This is a genomic window from Bifidobacterium sp. KRGSERBCFTRI (assembly GCF_025908335.1).
Map to the genome: position 1 here is coordinate 2,023,897 of NZ_CP109653.1, position 24,556 is coordinate 2,048,452.

Consider the following 24,556-nt stretch of genomic DNA (forward strand, 5'->3'; position numbering starts at 1 on the left):
ATGATTTCATGGTTATTGCAGTTTCACTGTACCGTGTGCCCTTCCTCTTCCACCGAAGGAGGCGATAGTCGCACAGGTCATCGAGCGGCATTCCGTGCCGTTTCGCGACATCGAATTGCGTACAATGAACACCGGAATATACAGGCGAAAGGACTGAGATGGGTGCAGAATACCGTAAGAGTCGCAGGAATGCGCCACGGGGCTTCTTCGAATGCGAGGGCAAGGGTCTCGAGTGGCTTGGCGAGGCGCAGGCGCAGGGTGGCCCGCGTGTGGTGAAGGTGTATGGCTGGGGTGACGATTACCTTGACATCGAGCGGGTGACCCCCGCGATGCCGACTGGGAAAGCAGCCTTCGAATTCGGTGCCGCACTTGCGCATATGCATGATGCGGGCGCGCCGTATTTTGGATCGGCTCCGAAGGGATATGACGGCACCTGTTATTTCGGACCCCTGCAGGATCCTGTGCCAATGGACACCGGTGAGTGGCGTGATCCGGCAACATATTTGGCCGAAGGCCGTCTGCGTCCGATGGTTCAGATGGGAATCGAACGCGGGTCGTTGCGTGATGCCGACATGGATCTCACCAACGAGGTCATCGATGCGCTTCCGGAACTGCTCGGCAGGGCCGGCGAAGATAGACCCGCTCGTGTGCATGGCGACTTGTGGAGCGGCAATGTGATGTGGACGGCAGACACCGGCGAGACGCAGGCCGTGCTCATTGATCCGGCGGCCCATGGCGGACACCGGGAGGAGGATCTCGCCATGCTCCATCTGTTCGGCATGAGTTATCTGACGGAGATCACCGATGGCTACATGTCGGTGCATCCGCTGAAGGCGGGTTGGCAGGAGCGCATCACGATATGGCAGCTCTACCCCATTGCGGGCCACTGCGTGTTCTTCGGCGGCGGTTATGTGAGCGAGTATCGGCAGATGTGTCGTTCGCTGCTGCGGTGAATAGCTGTCGGCGGCAGTGAATGTGATCTATGCGAGGGGTCTGTGCGACATCCAGTTGGATGTCGCACCGACCCCTCGCATAGATCACATAAATCAGTTGCGTCGCCAGATGCTAAGTGATTTCAGCCTAAGGCGTCTTTGATCTTGCTGAAGAAGCCCCTCTTCTGCGGCGTTGCGGGCTGCGAGGACTGCCGCACCGGTTTTTCGTCCTTCTGCTGTTGGGCGAACTGCTCCATGAGACTGCGCTCGGAGTCGCTGAGCTTCGTGGGAATCTGCACGTTGATGTGCACAATCAGATTGCCACGTTGATCCTTATCGTTGAGCTTTGTCATGCCCAGGTTTTTGATCTCCACGGTCTGTTCCGGCTGCGTCCCCGCGGGGATGTCGAGTTGCTGCTTGCCGTCGAATGAATCGATCTCCATTGCATGCCCCAGCACGGCCCATGTCATGGGAACGCGAATCCAGCAGTGTAGGTCATCACCCTGCCGCGTAAACCTTTCGTCCTTGCGCACCGTGATGTCCACGTAGAGATCGCCGGGCTGCCCGTTGCATTCGCCAGCTTCTCCCTGACCCGGCACGCGAAGGCGGGAATCGTTCTGCACGCCACCCGGCACAGGGATCACTACGTCACGCTCGGTGCGCACACGACCGCTTCCCTGACATTGGGTGCAGGGGTGTTGGAAGATGTTGCCGTGACCTTGGCAGGTTTCGCAGGGCACCGAGGTCATCATCTGGCCGAGCAGTGTGCGCACCACCTTCTGTGTGTAGCCGGACCCATGGCATGTGGGGCATGTGATGGGAGGCTCCTCGTGCTCGGATCCGGTGCCTTCGCAGTTCTGGCAGGTGCCGTAGGTCGAAAACTTCAGGTGTTGTTCCGCGCCGAACACGGCGGTCCGCAAATCTATGGTGAGCTCTTCGAGCTGATCGCGGCCAGGCTGGCTACGTGGTATCGGACCGTTGCCGGTACCTCCACCGAAGGCGTCGAAGAACTGGCCGAACACGTCGCCCATGTCGAATCCGCCGAAGGGCTGGCCGCCACCGTATCCCGCTCCGCCTCGGGGATCGTTCGGATCGACGCCCATGTCGAACATACGCCGCTTCTCCGGGTCGGAAAGCACTTCGTACGCGGTGTTGACCTCCTTGAATTTCTCCTCGAACTGCGGACCCGCGAGATCGGGATGGTATTTACGGCTCATCTTGCGGTATGCGCGCTTGATCTCCTCTTCCGTCGCATCGCGCTCGACACCTAGGACACTGTAATAATCTGCCACGGCCACTCTTTCTGTTGTGCTGGGACGTATTCTTATGACTGTATATTGCTACTCGAAAGGTTCGGCTGTTATTCCTGCCATCCATTATGGCCAACGCGCAGGAACTCGGTCAGATACCGCGATACGGCATGGACGGCGGCCATGGTCACCGCATAGTTCATGTGGGTCGGGCCAATGGATCCGATTACGGCGATCGGCATGGTTGGCTTGGTGCCTGTGTCGTATTCCTCATGCTCGACATTTGCGCTCGGGGTGGAGCTCTGCCCATAGCCGCTGCTCACCACGGAGGCATGCAGCAGACCTGGCGTGTGTGTCTCCGAGCCGATGGCCACGCCGACACCCTCCTGGCCAGGCTGCCCCGTCAGATCGTACATCAGGCGCATCAACACCACCTGTTCCTCCAAAGCATCGAAGAGCGGTGCAAGGCTGGCAGCATCGATATGCTGATGTGTCAGGCTTGCGGCACCTGAGGTGAACAACTCGTTTGGACGCTCCTCATTCTCCATGTCGGAGAACACCGCCGCGATGGCATCGCGGAGCTGGGGGGTGAATCCCCCCTCGGAGTCGGTTGGCAGCGTGCGAATGCTCTGCGCGCATTGGCGGAACGTGAGCAGGCGGCAATGGGTATTGATCGTTTCGCATATGCACTGCGTCTGCTCGGTATTCGGCAACGTGTCCGTCGAGACCAACCTCTGCACCACGCGGCCCGTCTCGGTTATCGTCACCAGCAGGAGCGTATGCGCGGCGAGGGGCAGCAGTTCCACGTGCCTCATAAGGGACCGGGACAACGACGGCGCCGACACCATTGCATATTGACCGGTGATGGTGGAGAGAATGCGTGCGGCGCGCTGCAATGTGTCCTGCAGGCTCGCCGAACCGCTCAGGGCACTGCTGATTGATTCCCGTTGCTCTGCGGTGAGCGGTATCGGTGTGCTCAGCGAATTGACGAAGTACCGGTATCCTTTTTCGGTCGGGATGCGTCCCGCCGAGGTATGGGGCTGGGTGAGATAGCCTTCATCCTCCAGCGCGGCCATGTCGTTGCGGATTGTGGCAGGGCTCACTCCCAAATGGTGCTTGGCCGCCAGCGCACCGGATCCGATGGGTTCCTGCTGCCGTATATAGTCCTCTACAACGGCCCGCAGAATCTGCATGCGACGTGTCGAACTCATATATACCCCTTATTACGCTTTCGAGAAACATTGTATTAGCACTCTGCATACAGGAGTGCTAATTCCGGCTCACAGAGAAAGCGGATAACACGCCAAAGGCGCGGAATCTCGTCGGTTATTGCGGTTAGTATGTAAGTGCAATGTGAAGAGCGCCGGCGTTGTTGGACAAGCCGGCGGCCCCGGCGCTCGAAATATTGGAAGGAAAGTAGATCACTTATGACCGATAACACCTGGTCTGAATTGGATGAGCGCGCCATCAAGATGGCGAAGGCCCTCTCCGCCGATGCAGTGCAGAAGGCGGGCCACGGTCATCCGGGCTCCCCGATTTCGTTGGCTCCAATCGCCTACACGCTTTATCAGCGTTTCATCAAGCACGATCCGAACGACCCGAACTGGGCCGGTCGCGATCGTTTCATTCTTTCTGGCGGTCATGCATCGCTTACCCAGTATGTGCAGCTGTACTTCTCCGGTTATGGCCTGACGCTGGATGACCTCAAGTACTTCCGTGGCGGCGCGGATACCCGCACTCCGGGCCATCCTGAGTACGGCCTGACCCCCGGTATCGAAATGACCACCGGCCCACTGGGTCAGGGTGTCGCATCCGCCGTCGGTTTCGCATATGGCCAGCGTTACGAGCGCGGCCTGCTCGATCCGGATGCTCCGGAGGGCAAGTCCCCGTTCGACCACAAGGTGTGGGTCATCTGCGGTGAAGGCGACATCGAGGAAGGCGTCTCCGGCGAAGCCTCCTCGCTTGCCGGCAATGAGCAGCTCGGCAACCTGTTCGTCTTCTTCGACGCCAACCACATCCAGATCGAAGGCGAGACCAAGATCGCCCTCGACGAGAACGTGATCGAGCGTTACAAGGCCTACGGCTGGTACACCGATGAATTCAGCTTCATCCAGCCCGACGGTTCCTACAAGGAAGACATCGAAGGCCTGTCCAAGGTCATCGAGAAGGCCGAGCAGGTCACCGATCGTCCGCACTTCATCAAGGTCGACACGCTCATCGCATGGCCGACTCCGGGCAAGACCAACGATCCTTCGTCCCATGGCTCCGCTCTGGGCGACGAGGCCGTCGCGGGTCTCAAGAAGGCCCTCGGCCTCGATCCGACGAAGACCTTCGAGGTGGACGAAGAAGCACTGGCCCACGCCCGCAAGGTCGCAGAGCGCGGCCTTGAGGCACACAAGGAATGGGATGATGCCTTCGAGAAGTGGGCTGATGCCAACCCGGACAAGGCTGCTCTCTACAACCGCATCAAGAACGGTGAGCTGCCTGAGGAATTCGACAAGGCCATTGACGATCTCGAAGCCGGCTTCGAGGCCGGATCCAAGGTCGCAACCCGCAAGGCCTCCGGCGCTGTGATCAATGCCATCGCGCCGATCATGCCTGAGCTGTGGGGTGGCTCCGCCGATCTGGGTGGTTCCAACAACACCAACATCAAGGGCGCCGCGTCCTTCGCTCCGGCGGAAGATGCCACCACCCAGTGGCCGGATTGCTCCCCGTATGGCCGTCAGCTGCACTTCGGTGTGCGCGAATTCGCCATGGGCTGCATCACCAACGGCATCCTGTTGGGTTCCGACACCCGTCCGTTCTCCGGCACCTTCTTCCAGTTCGCAGATTACATGCGTGCCGCAGTCCGTCTGTCGGCTCTCATGGAGATCCCGAACCTGTACATTTGGAGCCATGATTCGGTGGCCCTCGGCGAGGATGGCCCGACCCACCAGCCGATCGAGCACCTGAGCTCCTTCCGCGACATCCCGCAGCTCGAAGTCGTTCGTCCTGCCGATGAGTGGGAGACCGCCGAAGCCTACCGTTACTTCTTCGAGAAGAAGAACACGCTGCCAACAGCCATGGTGCTGACCCGTCAGGGTGTCCCGACCCTCGTCGAGACCGCCGAGAAGGCCAAGGAAGGCGTGCGCAAGGGTGCTTACGTGCTCTACGGCGAGGAAGGCCAGCCGGACGTGATCATCATGGCCTCTGGCTCCGAGGTCCAGTGGGCCCTGGAAGGTGCCAAGAAGCTGGCGCAGGAGGGCATCAAGGCCCGCGTCATCTCCATGGTCTCGATGGAATGGTTCGAGGAGCAGGACGACGAGTACAAGGAGGAGATCCTCCCGAAGGGCATCAAGGCCCGCGTCTCCATCGAAGCCGGCTCCGCGATGTCCTGGTACAAGTACCTGGGCTCTTATGGCAAGGCCATCGCCATCGACCAGTTCGGCCTGCAGGGCGACGGTGCTCAGAACATGATCGATCTGGGCATCACCGCCGAGCATGTCGTCGAAGCAGCCAAGGCCTCCATCGAAGAGGCTCGCTGATTCATCTATGAGGGGATGCCATCCGGCATCCCCTCCCCTTTGCCTACACTGGTAGGCGTTGGATTTTTTCAACAACACAAATTAGGAGATACATAATGACTGCATCTACTCAGGCAATTTCCGATGCCGGCGTTTCCATCTGGCTGGATGACCTGTCCCGCACCCGCATTGAGTCGGGAAATCTCGAAGAGCTCATCAAGAACGATAACGTTGTTGGCGTCACCACCAACCCGTCCATCTTCCAGAAGGCTCTGAGCCAGGTCGGCCCGTACGACGCACAGCTCAAGGAACTCGGCAAGGTCGATGTCGAGACCGCCATCCGCGAGCTCACCACCACCGACGTGCGCAATGCCTGCGATATCTTCAAGCCGGTCGCCGAGGCCTCCGACTACGTCAATGGCCGTGTCTCCATCGAAGTCGATCCGCGCCTCGCACACGAGACCGCCGAGACCGAGAAGCAGGCTGAGGAACTCTGGGCCAAGGTCGACCGTCCGAATGCCATGATCAAGATCCCTGCGACCCTCGAGGGCCTGCCGGCGATCACCGCTACCCTGGCCAAGGGCATCTCCGTCAACGTCACGCTGATCTTCTCGCTCGAGCGCTACGAGCAGGTCATCGACGCCTTCATCGAAGGCATGGTTCAGGCCGACGCCAATGGCAAGGATCTGTCCAAGATGGCTTCCGTCGCATCCTTCTTCGTCTCCCGTGTCGATACCGCGGTCGACAAGAAGCTCGAGGAGATTGGCTCCCTCGAGGCCAAGGGTCTCGAAGGCAAGGCCGCTGTGGCCAACGCTCGCCTCGCATACGAGCTCTTCGAGAAGAAGTTCGCCGAGGATCCGCGCTGGGCTGCTCTGGAAGCCAAGGGCGCCAAGAAGCAGCGTCCGCTGTGGGCCTCCACCGGCACCAAGAACGCCGCTTACTCCGACGTCAAGTATGTCGATGAGCTCGTCGCCAAGGACGTCGTCAACACGATGCCTGAGAAGACCCTGCTCGCTGTGGCCGATCACGGCCAGGCCACGCTGGGCATCATCCCGGGCAACTATGACGAAGCCCACGACATCATGAACGACCTCGCCGAGGTTGGCATCAACTTCAAGGATGTCACCGACAAGCTCGAGGCCGATGGTGTCGCCGCCTTCATCAAGTCCTGGGATTCGGTGCTCACCGATGTCCAGTCCGGCATCGACCGTGTCAACGGCTGATTTCGACTGACTTGGTCTAGTCAAGACATAATCGGATGGGCCCAGCATTCGCTGGGCCCATTTTCTATATGCATCGAAGGCAATCGATCACTGTGTGCGGATGCCGATGCTTCGTGCGAACACCTCGGAAAGGTCGGCGATCTGCTCCAAAGACATGGTGGTCCCATGCAGTGAATCGACATTGCGAATCTCCCGTAGCCGCGCGCCACGCAAATCCACATCGGCACATATGGCATGCTGCAAGGAGAGCACGTCTATTCGTGTCCCAGCGAATGCGATGCGCGAGAACTTGGCATCGTTGCCGTCCAGCTCCCCTATCTCGCAATCGCGGAACATGATGTCACGGCATATGGCATCTCTGCAATTGAGATAGTCGATGCGGCATCCACGAATCTCCATGCCAATGATCTTCGCCGTGTTCGCCTGAACGGCACCGAAGGAGCAGTGGACCGCAATGCTGTTTTCCATGCCGATGCTGCGGATGCCGAGCAACGCAGTGCGGCAGGAATCCACAAGCACATGATTAACATGTGTGCGCTCGGCAATGATTGTGTCAATTGCGAGATTCCTGAACTCGCAATTGAGCAACGCAGCGGCGGTCATATCGATCGTGGAGGCCTGCTGGTCGAAGAAGCGGCGTGAATCCTGATCGTCCTCGGCAGTAAGCAACGAGAGCCGCGATTCAATGAGCCCTTCCCCGCCCATCGGGAATTTGGGAAGGCGGGGAGGCTGAGTGTCACGAATGGCTGCCATGGTGAGAGTCCACAGATTCACTCGGCAGATGCAATGATTCGAGGAACGCCTCGATACGTGAGCAGGCCTCTTTGATGTTCTCCATGCTCGTTGCATACGAAATGCGTACGAAGCCTTCCCCGGAATCGCCGAAGGCAGTGCCGGGGACGATGGCCACCTTGTGCTCCTCCAGCAGGCGCACGCAGAACTCGTCTGAGGTGAGGCCTGAGGATGTGATGTTCGTGAACACGTAGAACGTGCCTTTCGGTACATTCGTCGTCAGTCCCATACGGTTGAGCCTGGCACAGATGAGGTTGCGCCGCGATTCATATTCCCTGCGCATCGACTCGGTATCGGCAATGCCGTGTTCAAGCGCCTCAATCGCCGCATACTGTGCCGATGTGGGTGCGGACATGATGACGAACTGGTGCACTTTGGTGAGCTGTTGGCTCAGATCCGCGTTGCTCAGCAGGTAACCGAGGCGCCAACCGGTCATGGCGAAGGCCTTTGAAAAGCCGTTGATGACGAGCACCTGATCGCGAATCTGCTCGAAGTTGGCAGGTGAGCAGAATTCTCCCTCGAACAGCAGTTCGGAATAGATCTCGTCGGAGATGACGTAGATTCCGGATTCCTTGAGGATTGGAACCACACGCTCGTAGTCCTCGCGGGTCATCACGCCACCGGTCGGGTTCGACGGGAAGTTGAGAATGATTGCCTTGGTATGGTCGTTGATCGCGCGTTCGAGGTCCTCCGGCAGTAATTTGAAATCGTTGTCTTGCGTGAGCTCAATACGCACTGGCACCCCACCCGCCATCAGGATCGCCGGCTCATAAGCCACGTAGTTCGGGTCCAGCACAATCACCTCGTCGCCGGGACTGATCAACGTCCGGCAACATAGATCCACCGCTTCCGAACCACCGACAGTCACGAGAATCTCGGATTGCGGGTCGTAGTCGATGCCGTAGCGGCTGTGGTAATACCCTGCGATTTGCTTGCGCAGGGCGATGAGTCCCCGGTTCGCGGTGTAGTGCGTATGGCCGTCTTCGAAGGACTCCACTGCTTTCGCGCTGATATGCCACGGTGTGTCGAAGTCCGGCTCCCCCACACCGAGCGAGATCACACCCTCCATGGAGTTCGCCAGATCGAAGTATTTGCGAATGCCGCTCGGTTTGAGATGCGCGATGGTCTGGTTGATCGGCTTCATCAGTAGCTCACCACCAGACGGTCCTCGGCACGGTTCGGCCGACCGGCGCCGGTGAGTATGCCGGATTGTTTGTACTGCTTGAGCACGAACAACGTTTTCGTGCTCTGCACGTTCTCCATGACGGCGATGCGATCGGCCACAAATTGGCACACTTCGAACATCGTCTTGCCCTGCACCAGGCAGATGAAGTCGTTGTCGCCGGTGATCAGGTAGAGCGAATCAATCTCGGGGTATTTTGCGAGCAACGCCGCGGTATGGTCGTAGCCCTTGCCTTTCATCGGGCTGACTTCCACCTCAATGAACGCCATGATGCGTTCGTCACGCAGCACCTTGTTGTAGTTGATCACCGTATGGTAACCGCAGATGATCTTCTGCTCCTCCATGCGGCGGACGGCCTGCTGCACCTCTTGTGCCTCCTCGCCCAGAATGTCCGCCAGATCCCGTGCATCGAGCCGCGCATCGTTCTCGAGCAGTTCGAGTATCGCCTGATCGTTCGCGCTGATGTTCCCCTCGGCCATGTCTCCTGTCATCCTTTCCGCATTCCCTGTTGTTCGCCAAGCCATGCATGCGCCTATTGGCGATAGTGGCTGAAGAAGTGTGTCATTTTGTCGACGGCGCCTTTGAGCACCTCGACGCGCGGCAGGTAGACCACACGGAAATGGTCCGGGTCCTTCCAATTGAAACCGGTGCCCTGCACGATGAGCAGTTTCTCGTCGTGCAGCAGATCGAGCGCGAATTGCTCGTCGTTGCGAATGTTGAATTTCTTCGCATCGATTTTCGGGAAGATGTAGAAGGCCGCCTTCGGTTTGACCGCCGTGATGCCATCGATTGAGTTCAGCGCGTTGTAGATGTATTCACGCTGTTCGTATATACGGCCCCCCGGAACGAGGTAGTCGTTGACACTCTGATGGCCTCCCAATGCCGTCTGCACGATTGATTGGGCGGGTACATTCGAGCAGATGCGCATGTTCGTGAGCATGTCAAGGCCTTCGATGTAATCCTTCGCGATCGACTTGTTGCCTGACAGGATCATCCAGCCGATGCGGTACCCGGCGATCATATGAGACTTCGACAAACCGCTATAGGTCACGCAGAACAGGTCGGGGGCGAGGGAGGCGATTGACGTGTGGGTGAGCCCATCCATGACGAGGCGGTCATAGATCTCGTCGGAGAAGATCATAAGCTGGTGCTGCCGCGCCAGTTCGACGATCTGCTGCAGCACCTCGGTCGGATAGAGCGCGCCTGTCGGATTGTTCGGGTTGATGATGACGATTGCCTTGGTGCGATCGGTGATCTTGGCACGCATATCGTCGATGTCCGGATACCACTCCGACTGTTCGTCGCAGACGTAATGCACTGGTTTGCCGCCTGCCAGGGTGACGCATGCCGTCCACAACGGATAGTCGGGGGCCGGTAGCAGCACTTCGTCCCCGTCGTCCAACAACGCACTCATGCTGAGGTTGATGAGCTCGCTCACACCGTTGCCAGTGTAGATGTCTTCTACTCCCACATTCGGCAGGTTCTTGAGCTGAGCGTACTGCATGATCGCCTTACGGGCTGAGAAGAGCCCCTTTGACGCCGAATACCCTTCCGTATCGGTGAGCTGTTGTGCCATGTCATAGACGACTTCGTCCGGTGTACGGAATCCGAATGGGGCTGGATTGCCTATATTGAGTTTCATCACATGCATGCCGGCTGCTTCCATGCGCGCCGCCTCGTTGACCACCGGTCCGCGTACGTCATAGAGCACGTTGTCCAGTTTATGTGACTTGGTGAAGACCCGTCGGGAGCCGATGTTCATGGGTTCCGATGTGACACTTGATGGCACATCAGGGAACGAGGGGTCCTGCACATTATTGTTCGCTGCCGCTTCCATGTCTTGCTCCTGTTCAATTTCAGCGAGTTCATTGTTATGTTCAATATGTTCAGAATTCTGAATCGAACTATTCTGTTCAACTCTCTTGATATGTTCAAAATCGGCGTCTGGACTCACGTGTTCAATCTTTGCGAAGGTTTCAGGATCATCGTCGAACGGCACGCTCTCGCCTGCCAGCCAATCCGCGTTCACCCGCAACACAGCCGCGAGGAATCGCTCAATATCGCGGCGCGGTCTTGTTTTGCCGCTCACATATTGACTGATGTGGCTGCGCCCCAGCTTGACTCCATGGTCCTGCGCCGCTTTGACGAAGTCGATCTGCTTGATGTTGCGCAACTCCATCGCCTGATTGAGGCGCGTGGTGAAATCGGTCATGCCGTCCCTCCGTTGAACTTAGAACATAAGTGTTTCTTCGAAGCGTACCGTAACGGTTGAACATAGTTTTGACTTGAACATTTCAGTGTTCAAAATACAGAAGTTCAAGATCAATTTATGAATATGCGGTGTTCAATCCATTTCGCCACGCCGTCATCGTTATTCGAAGCACATATCTCATCGGCTATGTTCAATACTTTCGGATTCGAATTGGCGACGGCCACTCCGGTTCCCGCACGCTGCATCATGTCAATGTCGATGATGTCATCGCCAAATGCGACCACATTGTTCAAATCGATGTTCCAGCGGTCGCACAGCAGTTCCATGGTGTACTGTTTGTTCGCATGTGGATCCATGAGCATCCACAGACTTCCCTCGCTGATGTTGAGCGACAGTTCGTCAGGAAGCAATGTGCTGAGCAACGGAGTCTGCTCGTTGGTTGGGAAGATGATGATCTTGTCTGCGGTGCCCTCTGGGACGTCGGTGAAATCGGTGAATCGCCACGTCTGTGTCTTCCAGTACTTAGACACATCGAAATTCGTATATCGTACGTCATCCATGACGATGCCTATCTCGATGTCGGGAATCACATGCGCGATTGATCGGCACACCTCGCAGGCATAGTCTGAAGAGAAGCCTATTTTCAACAGTTGCCCGTTGGGAGTAGATTTGGTTCCGGTGAGCATCGCGTAATCAGAGGTCGCCGGATGGAAGTCGATGAGTGCGCCATTGAGATAGATGCATGCATCGGCATGCAATCGGCGTACCATGTCGAGACCTGTGCTGACTGGACGTGCGGTGGCCACGACAAACGGAACATGGTTGCGATGCAATGTGTCAACAGTGTGAATCGTGTAGTCCGACAATGCGCGTTGTTCGAAGGTCTTGCCGTCATGGAGCAATGTGCCGTCCAGATCGGCGACAATGAATGGTTCCGTCAAGTCCACTCCCCTGTTCGTGGATCATATGCTGTTGTATAACAAAAACGAAAGGACCCATGCCCTCCTAGGGAGGAGCATGGGTCCTTTCACAAACTCATATCAGGCGACACCGAACTTGGTGAACAGTCCGAGCGCAATGATGATGGCAACCCAGATGAGTGCGATGATCACAGTCCAACGGTTCAGGTTCTTCTCGGCAACGCCAGAGGAACCGGCGTTCTGCGTAAGGCCGCCGCCGAACATGTCGGACAGGCCGCCGCCCTTGCCTTTGTGCATGAGGATGAGCAGGGTAAGCAGCAGACTGAGCACAACCAGCACAATCTGCAGAATCAGCTTGACTACAGTCACGGGTGAACCTCCAAATTTCAATACCGTTGTCCAGTGTACCGCAAGTTCGCGAAAAAGCGTGCAAAATCAACTATTATCATGTGAAGATGTTGTCGCAATCGTCTTCCTGCAGATTGTGGTGAGCTCATCGACGTCGAGGGCGGCACCTCCGATGAGGAAGCCGTCGACGTCCGGCTCCTCAATCAGCTCCACACAGTTCTTCGAAGACACCGAGCCTCCATACAGTACACGCACGGTCTGCGCCACATGGTCGCCGAATGATTTCGCCAGATCCACGCGGAAGGCATGGGCGGCGTCCTGCGCTGTCTGCGGTGTAGCAACCATGCCCGTGCCAATCGCCCAGACGGGTTCATAGGCGATGATGAGTTTTGATGCCTCCCCATCGGAAAGGTCGCGTGTCACGTCATGCACCTGTCCGACGGCAAACTCAAGTTCAATGCCCTTTCGCCTCTCCTCCAGACTCTCGCCGACGCATAGGATTGGCTGCATGCCGGCGGCAAGCACCGCTCGTACCTGATCGACGATGTTCGCATCGTCCTCCGGATGGTATTTGCGCCGTTCCGAATGGCCTACAATCACATAGCTGCAACCCAGATGCGCGAGCATGTCCGCAGAGACGTCACCGGTGAACGCCCCCTGTGACGTGACCGAAACGGCCTGGGCCCCGTATCTGATGCGCAAGTGTTCGGATTCCACCATCACCTGAACGCTACGAATCGAGGTGAATGACGGGAAGAGCGCCACTTCGCAACGATTGAAGTCAAAATGGCATCGTTTGAGGTTCTTGGAGAATGCCCGGACGAACTCGGTCGCCTCAAGATGATCGAAGTTCATCTTCCAATTGCCCGCAACCATGGGGATGCGTCGTGTCGATGCCATATTGCCTTGCCTGTCCTCCATATGAGAACGTGGCGCCCAGTACCTATTGCCGGGCGCCACGTCACACCGTTATTGGGCTAGTGTTGTGAATCCCTACTCGAGGACCTTGAGGCCAGGAAGCTCCTTGCCCTCGAGGAATTCGAGAGAGGCGCCGCCGCCCGTGGAGATGTGCGAGAAGCCATCTTCGGGGAATCCGAGCTGACGCACGGCCGCAGCGGAATCACCACCGCCGACGATGGTGAAGGCACCATGTTCGGTGGCATCCACCAGAGCCTGGGCGACGGCCTTGGTGCCTGCCGCGAAGGCAGGAACCTCGAAGACGCCCATCGGGCCGTTCCATACGACCGTCTTGGAATCGACGATCTTGTCGTGGAACAGCTTGCATGACTCAGGTCCGATGTCGAGGCCCATCATGTCAGACGGAATCTGATCGGCGGGAACCACCTTCGGATCGACCGGAGTGTCACCAGCCGGGAAGCCCTTGTTCACGACGATGTCAACGGGAAGCACCAGTTCGACGCCGTTCTTGTCGGCGGTTTCGATGTAGCCCTTGACCTGGTCGATCATATCCTCTTCCAGCAGGGAGGTACCGACTTCGTAACCCTTGGCCTTGAGGAAGGTGAACACCATGCCGCCGCCAATGACGAGACGATCGGCCTTGTCGAGAAGGTTCTCGATCACTCCGAGCTTATCGGAGACCTTGGAGCCACCGAGCACAACGGTGAACGGACGTTCCGGATCCTCGGTCGCCTTGGAGAGGGCGTTGACTTCCTTCTCCACCAGCAAGCCAGCGGCGGCCGGCAGGTCGGCAGCGACATCGTAATCGGAACCCTGTGCGCGATGAACCACACCAAAGCCGTCGGAGACGAACACATCGCCGAGAGCCGCAAGCTTCTTGGCGTATGCGGCACGCTCGGCCTCGTCCTTGCTGGTCTCCTCAGGGTTGAAACGAACGTTTTCCAGCAGCACAACGTCGCCGTCCTTCATGGCGGCTACCTTAGCCTGGGCGTCCTCGCCATAGGTGTCGGAGGCGAGAACCACAGGAACACCGAGAAGTTCGCTCAAGCGTGCAGCCACGGGAGCCAAGGAAAGCTCCGGAACAACCTTGCCCTTCGGGCGGCCGAGATGGGCCATGAGAATGACCTTGGCGCCTTCCTTGCGCAGAGCCTCGATGGTAGGCAGCGCCGCCTTGATACGACCATCGTCGGTGATCGTAGTCCCATCCAGCGGAACGTTGAAATCTGCGCGAACCAGAACGCGCTTGCCCTTCAGATCTCCAAGATCCTTGAGTGTCTTCATTCGTTATCCTTTCTAACCGCAAGAATGCGGGTGTGGCTTATGCCATCCCTTGCATTCTAGCGTCAAATCCACGCGATATCGGTTCGATTATCCGTTACGCAACATCACGCCTTACACCAGCTTACGCCATTGCGGCGTCCTGCTCCGCTTTCTCCGCCCGTTGCAGCAGACGACGGATGCGACCTGCCACCGCGTCCTTGCTGATTTGCGGGCGTGCGGCTCGTCCGAGCTCCTCCAAGGAGAAATCGGGGTGATCGATGCGCAATTGCCCGGCGGCACGAAGATTCTGCGGAATATCGTCTCCGAGCACATCGAATGCATGCTGCACTTTCACCACGGCCTCGGCGGCGGCTTTCGCACTGCGTCGCATATTTGCGTCATCGAAGTTTGCCAGTCGGTTGGCGCGATGGTGTGATTCGGTGTCGGGTCTCTTGCCGGTCCAATCGCGTACGGTGCTTGAGGCTCCCATCATCGTGAGGAGCCGTTCGATGGCATCCGGGTCGGAGAGATGGACGCGTACGGAACTGCGCACCGTATGCTTTGCGGCTCGTATGCCGAGGCGCTGACCCATGGCGATGAGCGAATCCGCTGTCTCCTCGTTCGGACAGATAATCTCAAGCGCGCTGGGTTTGTCGGGATCCGAAAGCACACCAGCAGACATGAAGGCACCGCGCCACACACCCTTGATTTGGGCAATGTTGCCGTTGGACAGATCCGTTGGCAGTCCGCGGACGATACGGTTGAGCCGTGGGTCTATCATGCCGGTGCGCACCGCCAATGCGAAACCGGCGCGTGCGCCGACGTCCACGGCATATCGACGCATGGAGCCCTGAGGGGTCTTCACATCGACGGATTTGAGGGCGGCTGGGATTTTATACAGGCTCTCGATTGTTTCCTGGAGCCAGTGGGCGGCTTCCATGGAGTCGAATTGTGGTTGGACGATGATCTGCGTCGAGGATTCACGCTGCACCTTGCGGAATCCTCGGCCGAAGTACAGCATCGACGTCACCTGTGCCTTCTGCACCGCCGGGGATCCCCCATCGATGTTCGACAACTCGCTTTTGACCTCATCGAGAAGCGCCAAAAGATCCTCCTGTAAGTTGTGTGGTACCTATTACGGTTCGGCGTGTCTCATTGACTCCGCTGTTCTGTGATACCGAACGTCTTGGACATCTTTGTTGAGTTTTCCCACATGTTGAAGTTGCTTTCACGATATGGGAAACCACTTGCAATCATTGGGTTTTCCGATCCAACTCTCGGGCCGAGACGGAGACCGAGAGGCCATGCGACCGCAATCTTGATGCCAATGCCTCGCTCATCGCCACGGAACGATGCTGGCCGCCGGTGCAACCGATTGCGATCGTCACATAATGCTTGTCCTCCTGTGCATAGCCTTGGATCGCTATTTCGATGGCCTTCTCATAGGCATCGAGGAACTGTGTGGCCTTGTCATTCGACAGCACGTATTCGCTCACCGGTGCATCATGTCCGTTGAGCTCTCGTAGCTGTGGCACCCAGTAGGGATTGGGCAGGAACCGCACATCGGCCACGAAATCGGCATCGATCGGTATGCCGTACTTGAAACCGAAACTGAAGATGTGCACGGAAACGGTTGTGGGTCCGTTGCCTGTCAAAGCCTCGTAAAGCTTGGTGGAGAGCTGGTGGATGCTCAGTTTCGAGGTGTTGATCACGATGTCGGCACGTTCCTCGAGGTTCTCGAGCAGTCTCCGCTCTTCGTGGATGCCGTCGATAAGACGGTTACCCTGCTGCAAAGGGTGCGGCCGGCGGACGGATTCGAATCGCTTGACCAATACGTTGTCATCGGCATCTAGGAAGAGGATGCGCGTTTTGAGGCCCAGATCATCCAGATGCGAGAGCACCGAACTCAGGTCCATGAAATAGTCGCGGGAGCGCACGTCGATCACTGCTGCAAGCTTATGAAACCCGGATTTCGACGCAGTCATCATGTCCACCATGGGTTCGAGGAGTTTGGGTGGCATGTTGTCTACCACATACCACCCCATGTCCTCTATGCTATGGGCTGCGTGCGAACGACCGGCGCCGCTCATGCCGGTGATGAGCAGCACTTCAAAGCCTTCCGTAGGAGAGGCTGCATGCGGTGATTCTGGTCCCGTGCCTCTTTGTTCATTGCGTGCGGACTGCATCACAACTCCTTCTCCAACGCTTCCCACATGGCCTGTTCCAGTGTACCGGTTTGGGGTGGATTATTCAGGGCATCATCCACATCGGCACCCCCGATTATTCCCGTCATCAGCAACACTTGCGCCACGGCCTGATGTAGCAGCATCCGCTCTCCTCCTATGGTGAGGCCGCCACGATCGCGCCAGGCCACCATGAGTTCGGTCGGACGGGGATCGTATACGACATCGAGCAATGCCCCATGGATGGGTTGTGCATGCTCCGCGAAATGCCGGGCAACCACATCGGCGCCCGTTCCGGGAATCGTACTGATGGCGATGTTGCATTGTTCCAGTGCTGGAAGGCAATCCTCCAAGGAGATGCTACGAACCGTCACACCATGCGCGGCACCCAGCTCGATCAGTGCCGTGCTGCGATTCGGATGCCGTGCGGCGACAGTGATCTGGGAACAGCCCATCGTGATGCACGCCGCCAATGCCGAAGTCGCGGTGTTGCCGTTGCCGAGTATGACTGCGTGTGGTTGAGCTGGCAACGTCATGACATGGGTGCGAAAGGCATCATGGAAAGCACGCACAATACCATAGACATCAGTGTTGTAAAGTGCCATGGCCGGAAGATCCCGACCCGCTGAGGTCGAGGGGGAATCCCAATCGAACACGACGGTGTTGGCGACGCCAAGCTCCCGTGCCCATTGGTTCCGTGCGATACCGAAGGGGGCGATGGTGCGTTTGAGCGGCATCGTCAGGCTCAAGCCTCGCCAGGAGGGGTCCAGGGAGGCGAGGAATGAGGGAAGTTCGCTTTCAGCCACTTCCTGCTTCGTATACGACCATTGTCCAAGACCCAGCGCTCGATACGCAGCCTCATGCAACACCGGTGACAGCGAATGTGCGATTGGTTTGCCTAATACCGCACATCGTTGCATCTCATTCATATTCTCATCCCCTCATTTGTGCATGCCCGTTGCATGCCCTACAGCACTCTACAGCATAACTATGCTTTATTGCGGCATCGGCGCATGCCACAACACGACTCATAGCCATTGCAATAGCGCATATAAGTGGTCACGAAGCATTGTCATGCAGTGCTTCGTAGATGGCCCGTGCTTTGGCGTGGCCAACGCCTTTCACGGATTCCAGTTCTTCGAGGCTGGCTTGTCTCATGCGGCGCACTGACCCGAAGTGGTTTAGCAGCCGTTTTTGGAACGTTGGGCCGATTCCCGGAATCTCATCGAGTGCCGAACGGAGGGCACCCTTGCGTCTGGTCTGACGATGGTAGTTGATGGCGAACCGATGTGATTCATCGCGGACACGTTGAAGCAGGTACATGCCCTCCGATGAACGTTTGAGAATGACTGGATAGTCGTCGTCCGGCACCCACACCTCTTCCATGCGCTTGGCTAGGCCACACACGGCCACATCAGTCACACCGCAGTCCTCCAATGCTTTCGCGGCGGCCATCACCTGAGGCTTGCCGCCATCGACCACCACCAGATTCGGTTTGTAGGCGAAATGACGGCGATCGGTGTTCTGCTGGACTATTTCCTGTTGGACCTGCTCGGCGGATTCAAGCTCTCCCTCCTGCGAAGCCCGCTTCTCGTTGTCCATGCTTTCGCCGGTGTCTCCCGCAATGTTCCCATGCTTGAATCGTCTGGTCAGCGTCTCATACAGCGCATTGAGATCGTCCACCGCACCTTTTCCGTCGGCACCACGTATGGCAAAGCGTCGGTATTCGGATTTCCGGGCCATGCCGTCTTCGAACACCACCATGGATGCCACTTGGAACGCCCCGCCCACCGTATTCGAGATGTCATAGCATTCGATGCGCAACGGCGCCTGGCTGAGTCCAAGCGCATCGGCCACATCGTTCATGGCGGTCGTACGCGCACTTATGTCGGAGATGCGGCTCATTTTCGAACGTTGCAACGCCTGCTGTGCGTTCTGTTCGGCGCGTTCGAGCAGTTGCCTCTTGTTACCCCTTGCAGGCGTCCCAATCGAGACCGCGCCACCGCGAAGCCGTCGCAAGTATTGTTCCAGGTCATCGGCACGCGCAGGCATCACCGACACCAGCACCTGTCTGGGCACAGGGGCGATCGGTTCGAGCAGATCGGCACGACCAGTATGCTCGCGTCTTGCGTTACGTGCCTTGGTCGACTGTGCGCGGGATGACGCGTCGCCGGCCGACATGCGCTGTGTCGATCCCATGGCCGTGCGCTGTTCCTCGACTTTGATCTGTGCTTTTTCCATGCGAATGGGCGTGGGTTCCGCGCTCACGGCCGCGTCAAGCGTCGCTGCCTGGGCTATTGGCGGTTCCACGGTGGGTCTGGAGGATGGTGGTGCATCAGTCCTGCGGAATTCCCCCGCTTCACGCTCACTGTACAGTTCCGAATACACCTGCATGATCAGATCGCTGATCAGTTCAGCGTCATCGACATCTTCGATGCGTTCCACACTCCAGTTGCGTTCGCCTCGAATCGAGCCCGAGCGCACGAAGAATGCATGCACTGACGCCTCAAGTTCATCGGATGCAATGCCGAACACATCGGCATCCACATCCTGATCGAGAACAACCGCATTCTGCTCCACAACCGTGGAGAGCATCTGGATCTCATCTCTAAGGCGCGCGGCTTTTTCGAAATCGAGTTCGGCGCTTGCCTCCTTCATAGCCGCAGTGAGTTTCGCCACATACGATTTGCCTATGCCTCCGGTAAGCACGCCGACCAATTGCTCACACAGGCGCTTGTGGTCCTGTGGGGTTATGCGCCCCACGCAGGGGGCAGAGCATTTGCCTATCGACGCCAACAGGCATGGCCTATTGGTGAGTTGCGCCTTGCGGAAATTCGCATCGGTGCACGTGCGCACCGGGAAGGTGCGTAGAAGTCCGTCGAGACTTTTGCGCAGATCCCACACTTTCGCATATGGCCCATAGTAGCGGGTGTCACGGCGCTTGCGGCTGCGCGTGACCCAAATACGCGGGTACTCCTCGCCTATCGACAGCGCCAGATATGGGTAGGTCTTGTCGTCCCTGAACTGCACGTTGAACCGTGGATCAAACTCTTTGATCCAGGTGTACTCCAGTGTGAGCGCCTCCAATTCGGTGCCCACCACCGTCCATTCCAAGGATCGGGCTGTGAGCACCATGGTCTGGGTGCGCGGGTGCAGCTGCCGCAATGGCTGGAAATAGTTGGATAGACGGTTGCGCAGGTTCTTGGCCTTGCCCACATAGATCACCTGCCCGTCGCCATCGCGCCACTTATAGACGCCGGGCTGGGCAGGAATGTCACCCGTCTTGGGTCTGAAGAGATCACGGGAGTCGCCGAGCAGCGGTGCGCCGTTCGCATTCACGTCCTCTGGCGGCTGTGCATGACCGCCGGCACCGGTATTGCCGGTGACTTCCATGAGATCATCGGCAAGATGCCTCCAGGTTCCTGGCGCATGGCGCTCGAAAATAGGCATGTCTCCCCTTATCGCTTGTTGCCGTGAGTGATTGCCGACAGTGCGTGAGGTGTGGCAATGTGTTATTGGTGCATGTCGCTCGATGCCCGTTCGAGCATCGGTGCAAGGAATCTGCCTGTCCAAGACCTTTCGCATGTGACCAGATGCTCTGGCGTTCCCTCGGCGACGATCGTGCCGCCTCCATCGCCGCCCTCGGGACCAAGGTCGATGATCCAGTCGCAGGACTTCACCACATCGAGGTTGTGCTCGATGATGATCACCGTGTTACCTTTGTCGACGAGTCCCTGCAGCACCAGCAGCAACTTGTTTACGTCTTCGAAGTGCAGGCCAGTGGTTGGTTCGTCGAGAATGTAGACCGTCTTGCCGGTGGAACGTCGTTGCAGCTCGGTGGCCAGCTTCACGCGTTGGGATTCGCCACCCGACAACGTGGTGGCTGGCTGTCCGAGACGGATATACCCCAGTCCGACGTCCACCAGTGTGTCAAGGTAGCGTGAGATGGAGGGGTACGCCTTGAAGAACTTGGCGGCCTCGCTGATCGGCATGTCGAGGATGTCGCTGACGGTCTTGCCGTTGTACTTCACCTCGAGTGTTTCGCGATTATAGCGTTTGCCGTGGCATTCCTCGCATTCCACATAGACATCCGGAAGGAAGTTCATCTCGATCTTCAAGGTGCCGTCACCGTGACAGGCTTCGCAACGGCCGCCCTTGACGTTGAAGGAGAACCGTCCGGGACCGTAGCCACGAACCTGCGCCTCGGGAGTCTTGGCGAACAGGGCGCGGATTTTATCCCATACGCCGGTGTAGGTCGCCGGATTCGAACGGGGGGTGCGTCCGATCGGGTTCTGGTCTACATGAATCACCTTGTCGCACTGGTCCACACCCTCGACACGCGTATGCTTGCCGGGCACGATGCGGGCACCGTTGAGCTTGTCGGCCAGCACCGGGTAGAGAATCTGATTCACGAGCGTCGATTTGCCGGATCCGGAGACGCCGGTCACGCAGGTCATCACGCCGAGGGGAAACCTGACGTCGATGTTCTTCAGATTGTTCTCACGGGCGCCCACCACCTTCAGCATACGTGAACGATCTATCTTGCGCCGTGTCTTCGGCACTTCGATGCTGCGACGCCCCGCAATGTAGTCGCCGGTGATCGACCTCGGCGCGTCGACAAGGTGTTCGGCGGGGCCGGAATACACGACCTCCCCGCCTTGTTCGCCGGCCTTCGGGCCGATGTCCACCACCCAATCGGCGCTTGTGATCGTATCCTCATCATGTTCGACCACCACGAGTGTGTTGCCGAGGTCGCGAAGATGATGCAATGTGGAGATGAGCCGGGCGTTGTCTCGCTGATGCAGGCCGATTGACGGCTCGTCGAGTACGTACATGACGCCCACGAGTCCGGAGCCGATTTGGGTCGCCAGTCGAATGCGCTGGGCTTCGCCTCCAGACAGCGTTTTGGCGGCACGGGAAAGAGTGAGGTAGTTCAGGCCGACATCGTTGAGGAATCCGAGGCGTGCTCGAATCTCCTTGACCACCTCACCCGCAATTTTCGCCGCAGCTCCGGTCAGTGAGAGGTTGTTGATCCATTCGAGGCTGCGCTCGGCCGCCATGTCACACACATCGGCGATTGATTCCCCGTCGACGGTGATGGCCAGCACCTCCGGTCGAAGTCGCTTGCCATGGCAGGCGCTGCAGGGCACTTCGCGCATGTACGATTCATAGTATTGTTTGCGTTGTTCGGAATCGGTCTCCTCGTGCCGCCGCATGAGGGATCGTATCACACCTTCGAAGCCGGTGGTGTACTCGCGCATACGTCCCCACCGGTTACGATACGAGACCTCAACCTTGAAGTCGCGGCCGTATAGGATTGACTGGCGCACCTCCTCGGGGAGGTCCTTCCATGGGGTATCGAGACTGAACCCCATCTGATCGGCGAGTCCTTCAAGCAGGTGGCGGTAATAGTCGCCGCTGCTCTTCGTCATCATCCAAGGTTCTATAGCTCCCTCGTTCAACGTCTTGTCGGGGTCGGGAACAACGAGTTCGGGGTCGATCTCCAAGCTGAAACCGAGACCCGTGCATTCCGGACATGCACCATAGGGCGCATTGAACGAGAACGTGCGCGGCTCGATCTCGTCGAGATCGAGGGTATGGCCATTCGGGCAGGCCATATGCTCGGAGAACGGCACCTGCCTTTTCGGATCGTCCTGCGGCAGGTCGACGAATTCGGCGACCATCACCCCATGGGCCAATCGCAGCGCAGTCTCGACGGAATCCGTAAGACGCTGGCGAATGCCGTCACGAATCACCAAACGGTCGATGACAACCGAGATCGTATGCTTCTTCTGCTTAGTCAGCGTGATGTCGTCGGACAGCTGCCGCATCTCGCCGTCTATGATGGCCCTCGCGTACCCATCGCCACGCAGCAGTTCAAGCAGATCGGTGAATTCCCCTTTTCGCCCTCGCACAACTGGCGCCAGAATCTGGAAGCGGGTTCGCTCGGGGTATGCGAGCAGTGCATCCACCATCTGCTGGGGGGTCTGGGCCTGCACTGGTTCGCCGCACACCGGGCAGTGCGGTATGCCGGTTCTGGCGAACAGCAGACGCAGGTAATCGTAGATCTCGGTAATCGTTCCCACCGTGGAACGTGGGTTGCGGTTGGTCGTTTTCTGGTCGATGGAGACCGCCGGGCTCAGACCCTCGATGAAATCGACATCCGGTTTGTCCATCTGCCCGAGGAACTGGCGGGCATAGGCGGAAAGCGATTCGACATACCTGCGCTGGCCCTCCGCGAACAACGTGTCGAAAGCCATCGATGACTTGCCGGACCCCGACAGGCCTGTGAACACGACCATGCGGTTTCGGGGGAATTCCAGATCCACATCCTTGAGGTTGTGCTCGCGGGCACCCTGCACCATGATTTTGAGATCATTGGGCAAGTGGCCGATGTCGGCCACCAGATTGCCATCGTGTTCCTCGAGGGGCGCCTTGCCGAGCTCCCTGCTCAGGAACGAGTCGCTCGTCATCACCTTTTCCACGACCGTTTTCCTGCTCGCCCGTGCATCATGATTTGCCAAGGCATTCCTCCCGTCAGGCATCGCTCTTTCCACGCCGTCTGTATGCGATCGGCTTATGTGTATGCAGTATCGTACATCAATTCCACACAAAAGTCGAACACTTGTTCGATTGTGGGACGTGTGCCGCAGCCACCCAAATAACAACATATGCCGTCGCCCCATATTCCATCGTCGGGTTTTCCCGGTTGACTGAATTCGATGCTCATGCCGAACATGTGCGCCAGCTGGCGATATCGTAGAGTCATACACATGCATTCACTCGTATCTGGGAGAGCTGATGGGCGAGAAGAGACAGACAGAGCATACGCAGGCCAATGCGGTGACCGTGGAGCCGAAAAGCAGTTCGCAGCGTTCAAAACAGAAGGTGCGGCATGACATTGAGATGATCTGTGCGTGGGTGTCGTTCGCCGCATTGGTCGTGTGCAACGTGCTGGCACAGACCGGGGTGATGGGCCGTATGGTCAAGCCGCAGCATTCGGAGGCGTTCACTTGGTTCGTGCCGGCGCGATATACGGATCTCATCTGGGCGGTCATATTCGTATTCGCCGCCGTTTGGCTTGTGCGTCTCGGCAACGATAAGCACCGCGCGAGGAATCTGGGCAAGATCCCGGCCAGTCTCCTCGGAATCCTGTTCATTGCCGCCTGTGTACTGCAGATTGCGTGGCTGTTCTGCTTCCATGCCGTGAACTACCCGGCCACGATCACGTTGGTGTTTGCCTCGACCATAGTGATCTGGGTGCTATGGTTCTTCTCCCGGAGACATGACAGAACGCTATGGGGCTGGGTGCCGTTCTCGCTTTGGGGTTCATGGCTGGGAATCGAGACCATCACCGACATCGCCCGCGCAGTGAGCTACTACCTGTCCAAAGACGGTTCGCTTTCTGCGTTCGGACAGATGATTTCCACTATCATCCTGGCTTTGCTGTTGCTGGCCGTCGCCTGCGCCATGCGCTGGTACATGGGTGATTGGGTGTTCGGGCTGTGCGTGTTGTGGTCCGTGCTCGGAGTGGCGATTCGAATCATGGACACTTCGAAGATCACCGCGGTGATTGTCATCATCGCCGAGAGCATCGCCGCCGCACTCATGTATCTGCCATGGCGTCATCTGACCGGAAGGCTCAATTCCGTGGACGCGCTCTCCTCGGCACATGCGGGTGCGGTGGATGAGCAAGGACGGAAGAGCGTGGAATCCGACGGAGAACCGCAATCGACGGATTACCCAGGCGCCCAGGAGCATAGGTGAGGCTTTCATCACGCCGTCTGTGAGTCAGCGCAGCCGCGTACCGGAATTTCCCGGGTACGCGGCTG

At 58.0% G+C, this 24,556-nt stretch carries 19 protein-coding genes; 4 read left to right on the forward strand and 15 right to left on the reverse strand.

The features are described from left to right. Positions 1–158: 158 nt before the first annotated feature. Positions 159–953, forward strand: a complete 795-nt coding sequence (locus OGI63_RS08795; protein ID WP_004217937.1) for a fructosamine kinase family protein — start codon at positions 159–161, stop codon at positions 951–953. Between the two features lie 122 nt (positions 954–1,075). Here the strand turns inward: OGI63_RS08795 and dnaJ are convergent, their stop codons facing one another. Further along, entirely contained in the window at positions 1,076–2,224 is a 1,149-nt protein-coding gene (gene dnaJ / locus OGI63_RS08800) for a molecular chaperone DnaJ (protein ID WP_004217936.1), read from the reverse strand. Positions 2,225–2,292: 68 nt separating this feature from the next. Continuing rightward, entirely contained in the window at positions 2,293–3,393 is a 1,101-nt protein-coding gene (gene hrcA, locus OGI63_RS08805) for a heat-inducible transcriptional repressor HrcA (RefSeq protein WP_004217935.1), read from the reverse strand. A gap of 216 nt (positions 3,394–3,609) precedes the next feature. Here hrcA and tkt point away from each other — a divergent pair, with 216 nt between their 5' ends. Together tkt and tal are read left to right on the forward strand one after the other, a co-directional pair. Continuing rightward, positions 3,610–5,706 (forward strand): transketolase, encoded by a 2,097-nt coding sequence (gene tkt / locus OGI63_RS08810; protein ID WP_004217933.1) that lies wholly within the window; start codon positions 3,610–3,612, stop codon positions 5,704–5,706. 95 nt (positions 5,707–5,801) lie between these two features. Beyond that, complete coding sequence (gene tal, locus OGI63_RS08815; protein ID WP_004217932.1) at positions 5,802–6,908, forward strand: transaldolase; 1,107 nt, start codon at positions 5,802–5,804, stop codon at positions 6,906–6,908. 87 nt (positions 6,909–6,995) lie between these two features. Here the strand turns inward: tal and OGI63_RS08820 are convergent, their stop codons facing one another. The 13 genes from OGI63_RS08820 to uvrA all read right to left on the reverse strand — a co-directional run bounded on the left by OGI63_RS08820 (position 6,996) and on the right by uvrA (position 23,197). Continuing rightward, positions 6,996–7,661, reverse strand: a complete 666-nt coding sequence (locus tag OGI63_RS08820) for a hypothetical protein (protein WP_004217931.1) — start codon at positions 7,659–7,661, stop codon at positions 6,996–6,998. Continuing rightward, on the reverse strand, positions 7,645–8,844 hold the full coding sequence (locus OGI63_RS08825) for a pyridoxal phosphate-dependent aminotransferase (protein WP_004217930.1): 1,200 nt from the start codon (positions 8,842–8,844) through the stop codon (positions 7,645–7,647). The genes OGI63_RS08820 and OGI63_RS08825 overlap by 17 nt, the downstream gene beginning before the upstream one ends. Next, complete coding sequence (locus OGI63_RS08830) at positions 8,844–9,362, reverse strand: Lrp/AsnC family transcriptional regulator (RefSeq protein WP_004217929.1); 519 nt, start codon at positions 9,360–9,362, stop codon at positions 8,844–8,846. Before OGI63_RS08830 ends, OGI63_RS08825 begins: the two co-directional genes overlap by 1 nt. 53 nt (positions 9,363–9,415) lie before the next feature. Continuing rightward, a complete protein-coding gene (locus OGI63_RS08835; protein ID WP_004217928.1) occupies positions 9,416–11,095 on the reverse strand; it encodes an aminotransferase class I/II-fold pyridoxal phosphate-dependent enzyme in 1,680 nt (559 codons plus the stop codon). 110 nt (positions 11,096–11,205) lie between these two features. Beyond that, entirely contained in the window at positions 11,206–12,036 is an 831-nt protein-coding gene (locus OGI63_RS08840) for an HAD hydrolase family protein (protein WP_012754383.1), read from the reverse strand. A 99-nt stretch (positions 12,037–12,135) separates the two neighbouring features. Next, entirely contained in the window at positions 12,136–12,384 is a 249-nt protein-coding gene (gene secG, locus OGI63_RS08845; RefSeq protein ID WP_004217926.1) for a preprotein translocase subunit SecG, read from the reverse strand. 66 nt (positions 12,385–12,450) lie between these two features. Then, positions 12,451–13,263, reverse strand: coding sequence for a triose-phosphate isomerase (tpiA, locus tag OGI63_RS08850; RefSeq protein ID WP_004217924.1), 813 nt, complete (start codon positions 13,261–13,263; stop codon positions 12,451–12,453). Between the two features lie 93 nt (positions 13,264–13,356). Continuing rightward, positions 13,357–14,562, reverse strand: coding sequence for a phosphoglycerate kinase (locus tag OGI63_RS08855; RefSeq protein WP_004217923.1), 1,206 nt, complete (start codon positions 14,560–14,562; stop codon positions 13,357–13,359). Positions 14,563–14,683: 121 nt separating this feature from the next. Continuing rightward, positions 14,684–15,646: a DNA-binding protein WhiA gene (whiA, locus tag OGI63_RS08860; RefSeq protein WP_004217922.1), complete on the reverse strand. Its 963-nt coding sequence runs from the start codon at positions 15,644–15,646 to the stop codon at positions 14,684–14,686. 148 nt (positions 15,647–15,794) lie between these two features. Continuing rightward, complete coding sequence (gene rapZ / locus OGI63_RS08865; RefSeq protein WP_004217920.1) at positions 15,795–16,727, reverse strand: RNase adapter RapZ; 933 nt, start codon at positions 16,725–16,727, stop codon at positions 15,795–15,797. After that, the gene (locus OGI63_RS08870; protein ID WP_004217919.1) at positions 16,727–17,653 is read right to left on the reverse strand and encodes a shikimate dehydrogenase; all 927 of its coding nucleotides are present in this window, start codon (positions 17,651–17,653) and stop codon (positions 16,727–16,729) included. Before OGI63_RS08870 ends, rapZ begins: the two co-directional genes overlap by 1 nt. A gap of 130 nt (positions 17,654–17,783) precedes the next feature. After that, positions 17,784–20,174, reverse strand: coding sequence for an excinuclease ABC subunit UvrC (gene uvrC / locus OGI63_RS08875; protein ID WP_004217917.1), 2,391 nt, complete (start codon positions 20,172–20,174; stop codon positions 17,784–17,786). Between the two features lie 62 nt (positions 20,175–20,236). Further along, entirely contained in the window at positions 20,237–23,197 is a 2,961-nt protein-coding gene (gene uvrA, locus OGI63_RS08880) for an excinuclease ABC subunit UvrA (RefSeq protein WP_004217916.1), read from the reverse strand. Between the two features lie 328 nt (positions 23,198–23,525). Here uvrA and OGI63_RS08885 point away from each other — a divergent pair, with 328 nt between their 5' ends. Beyond that, the gene (locus OGI63_RS08885) at positions 23,526–24,491 is read left to right on the forward strand and encodes a hypothetical protein (RefSeq protein WP_004217915.1); all 966 of its coding nucleotides are present in this window, start codon (positions 23,526–23,528) and stop codon (positions 24,489–24,491) included. The last annotated feature ends 65 nt before the right edge of the window (positions 24,492–24,556 follow it).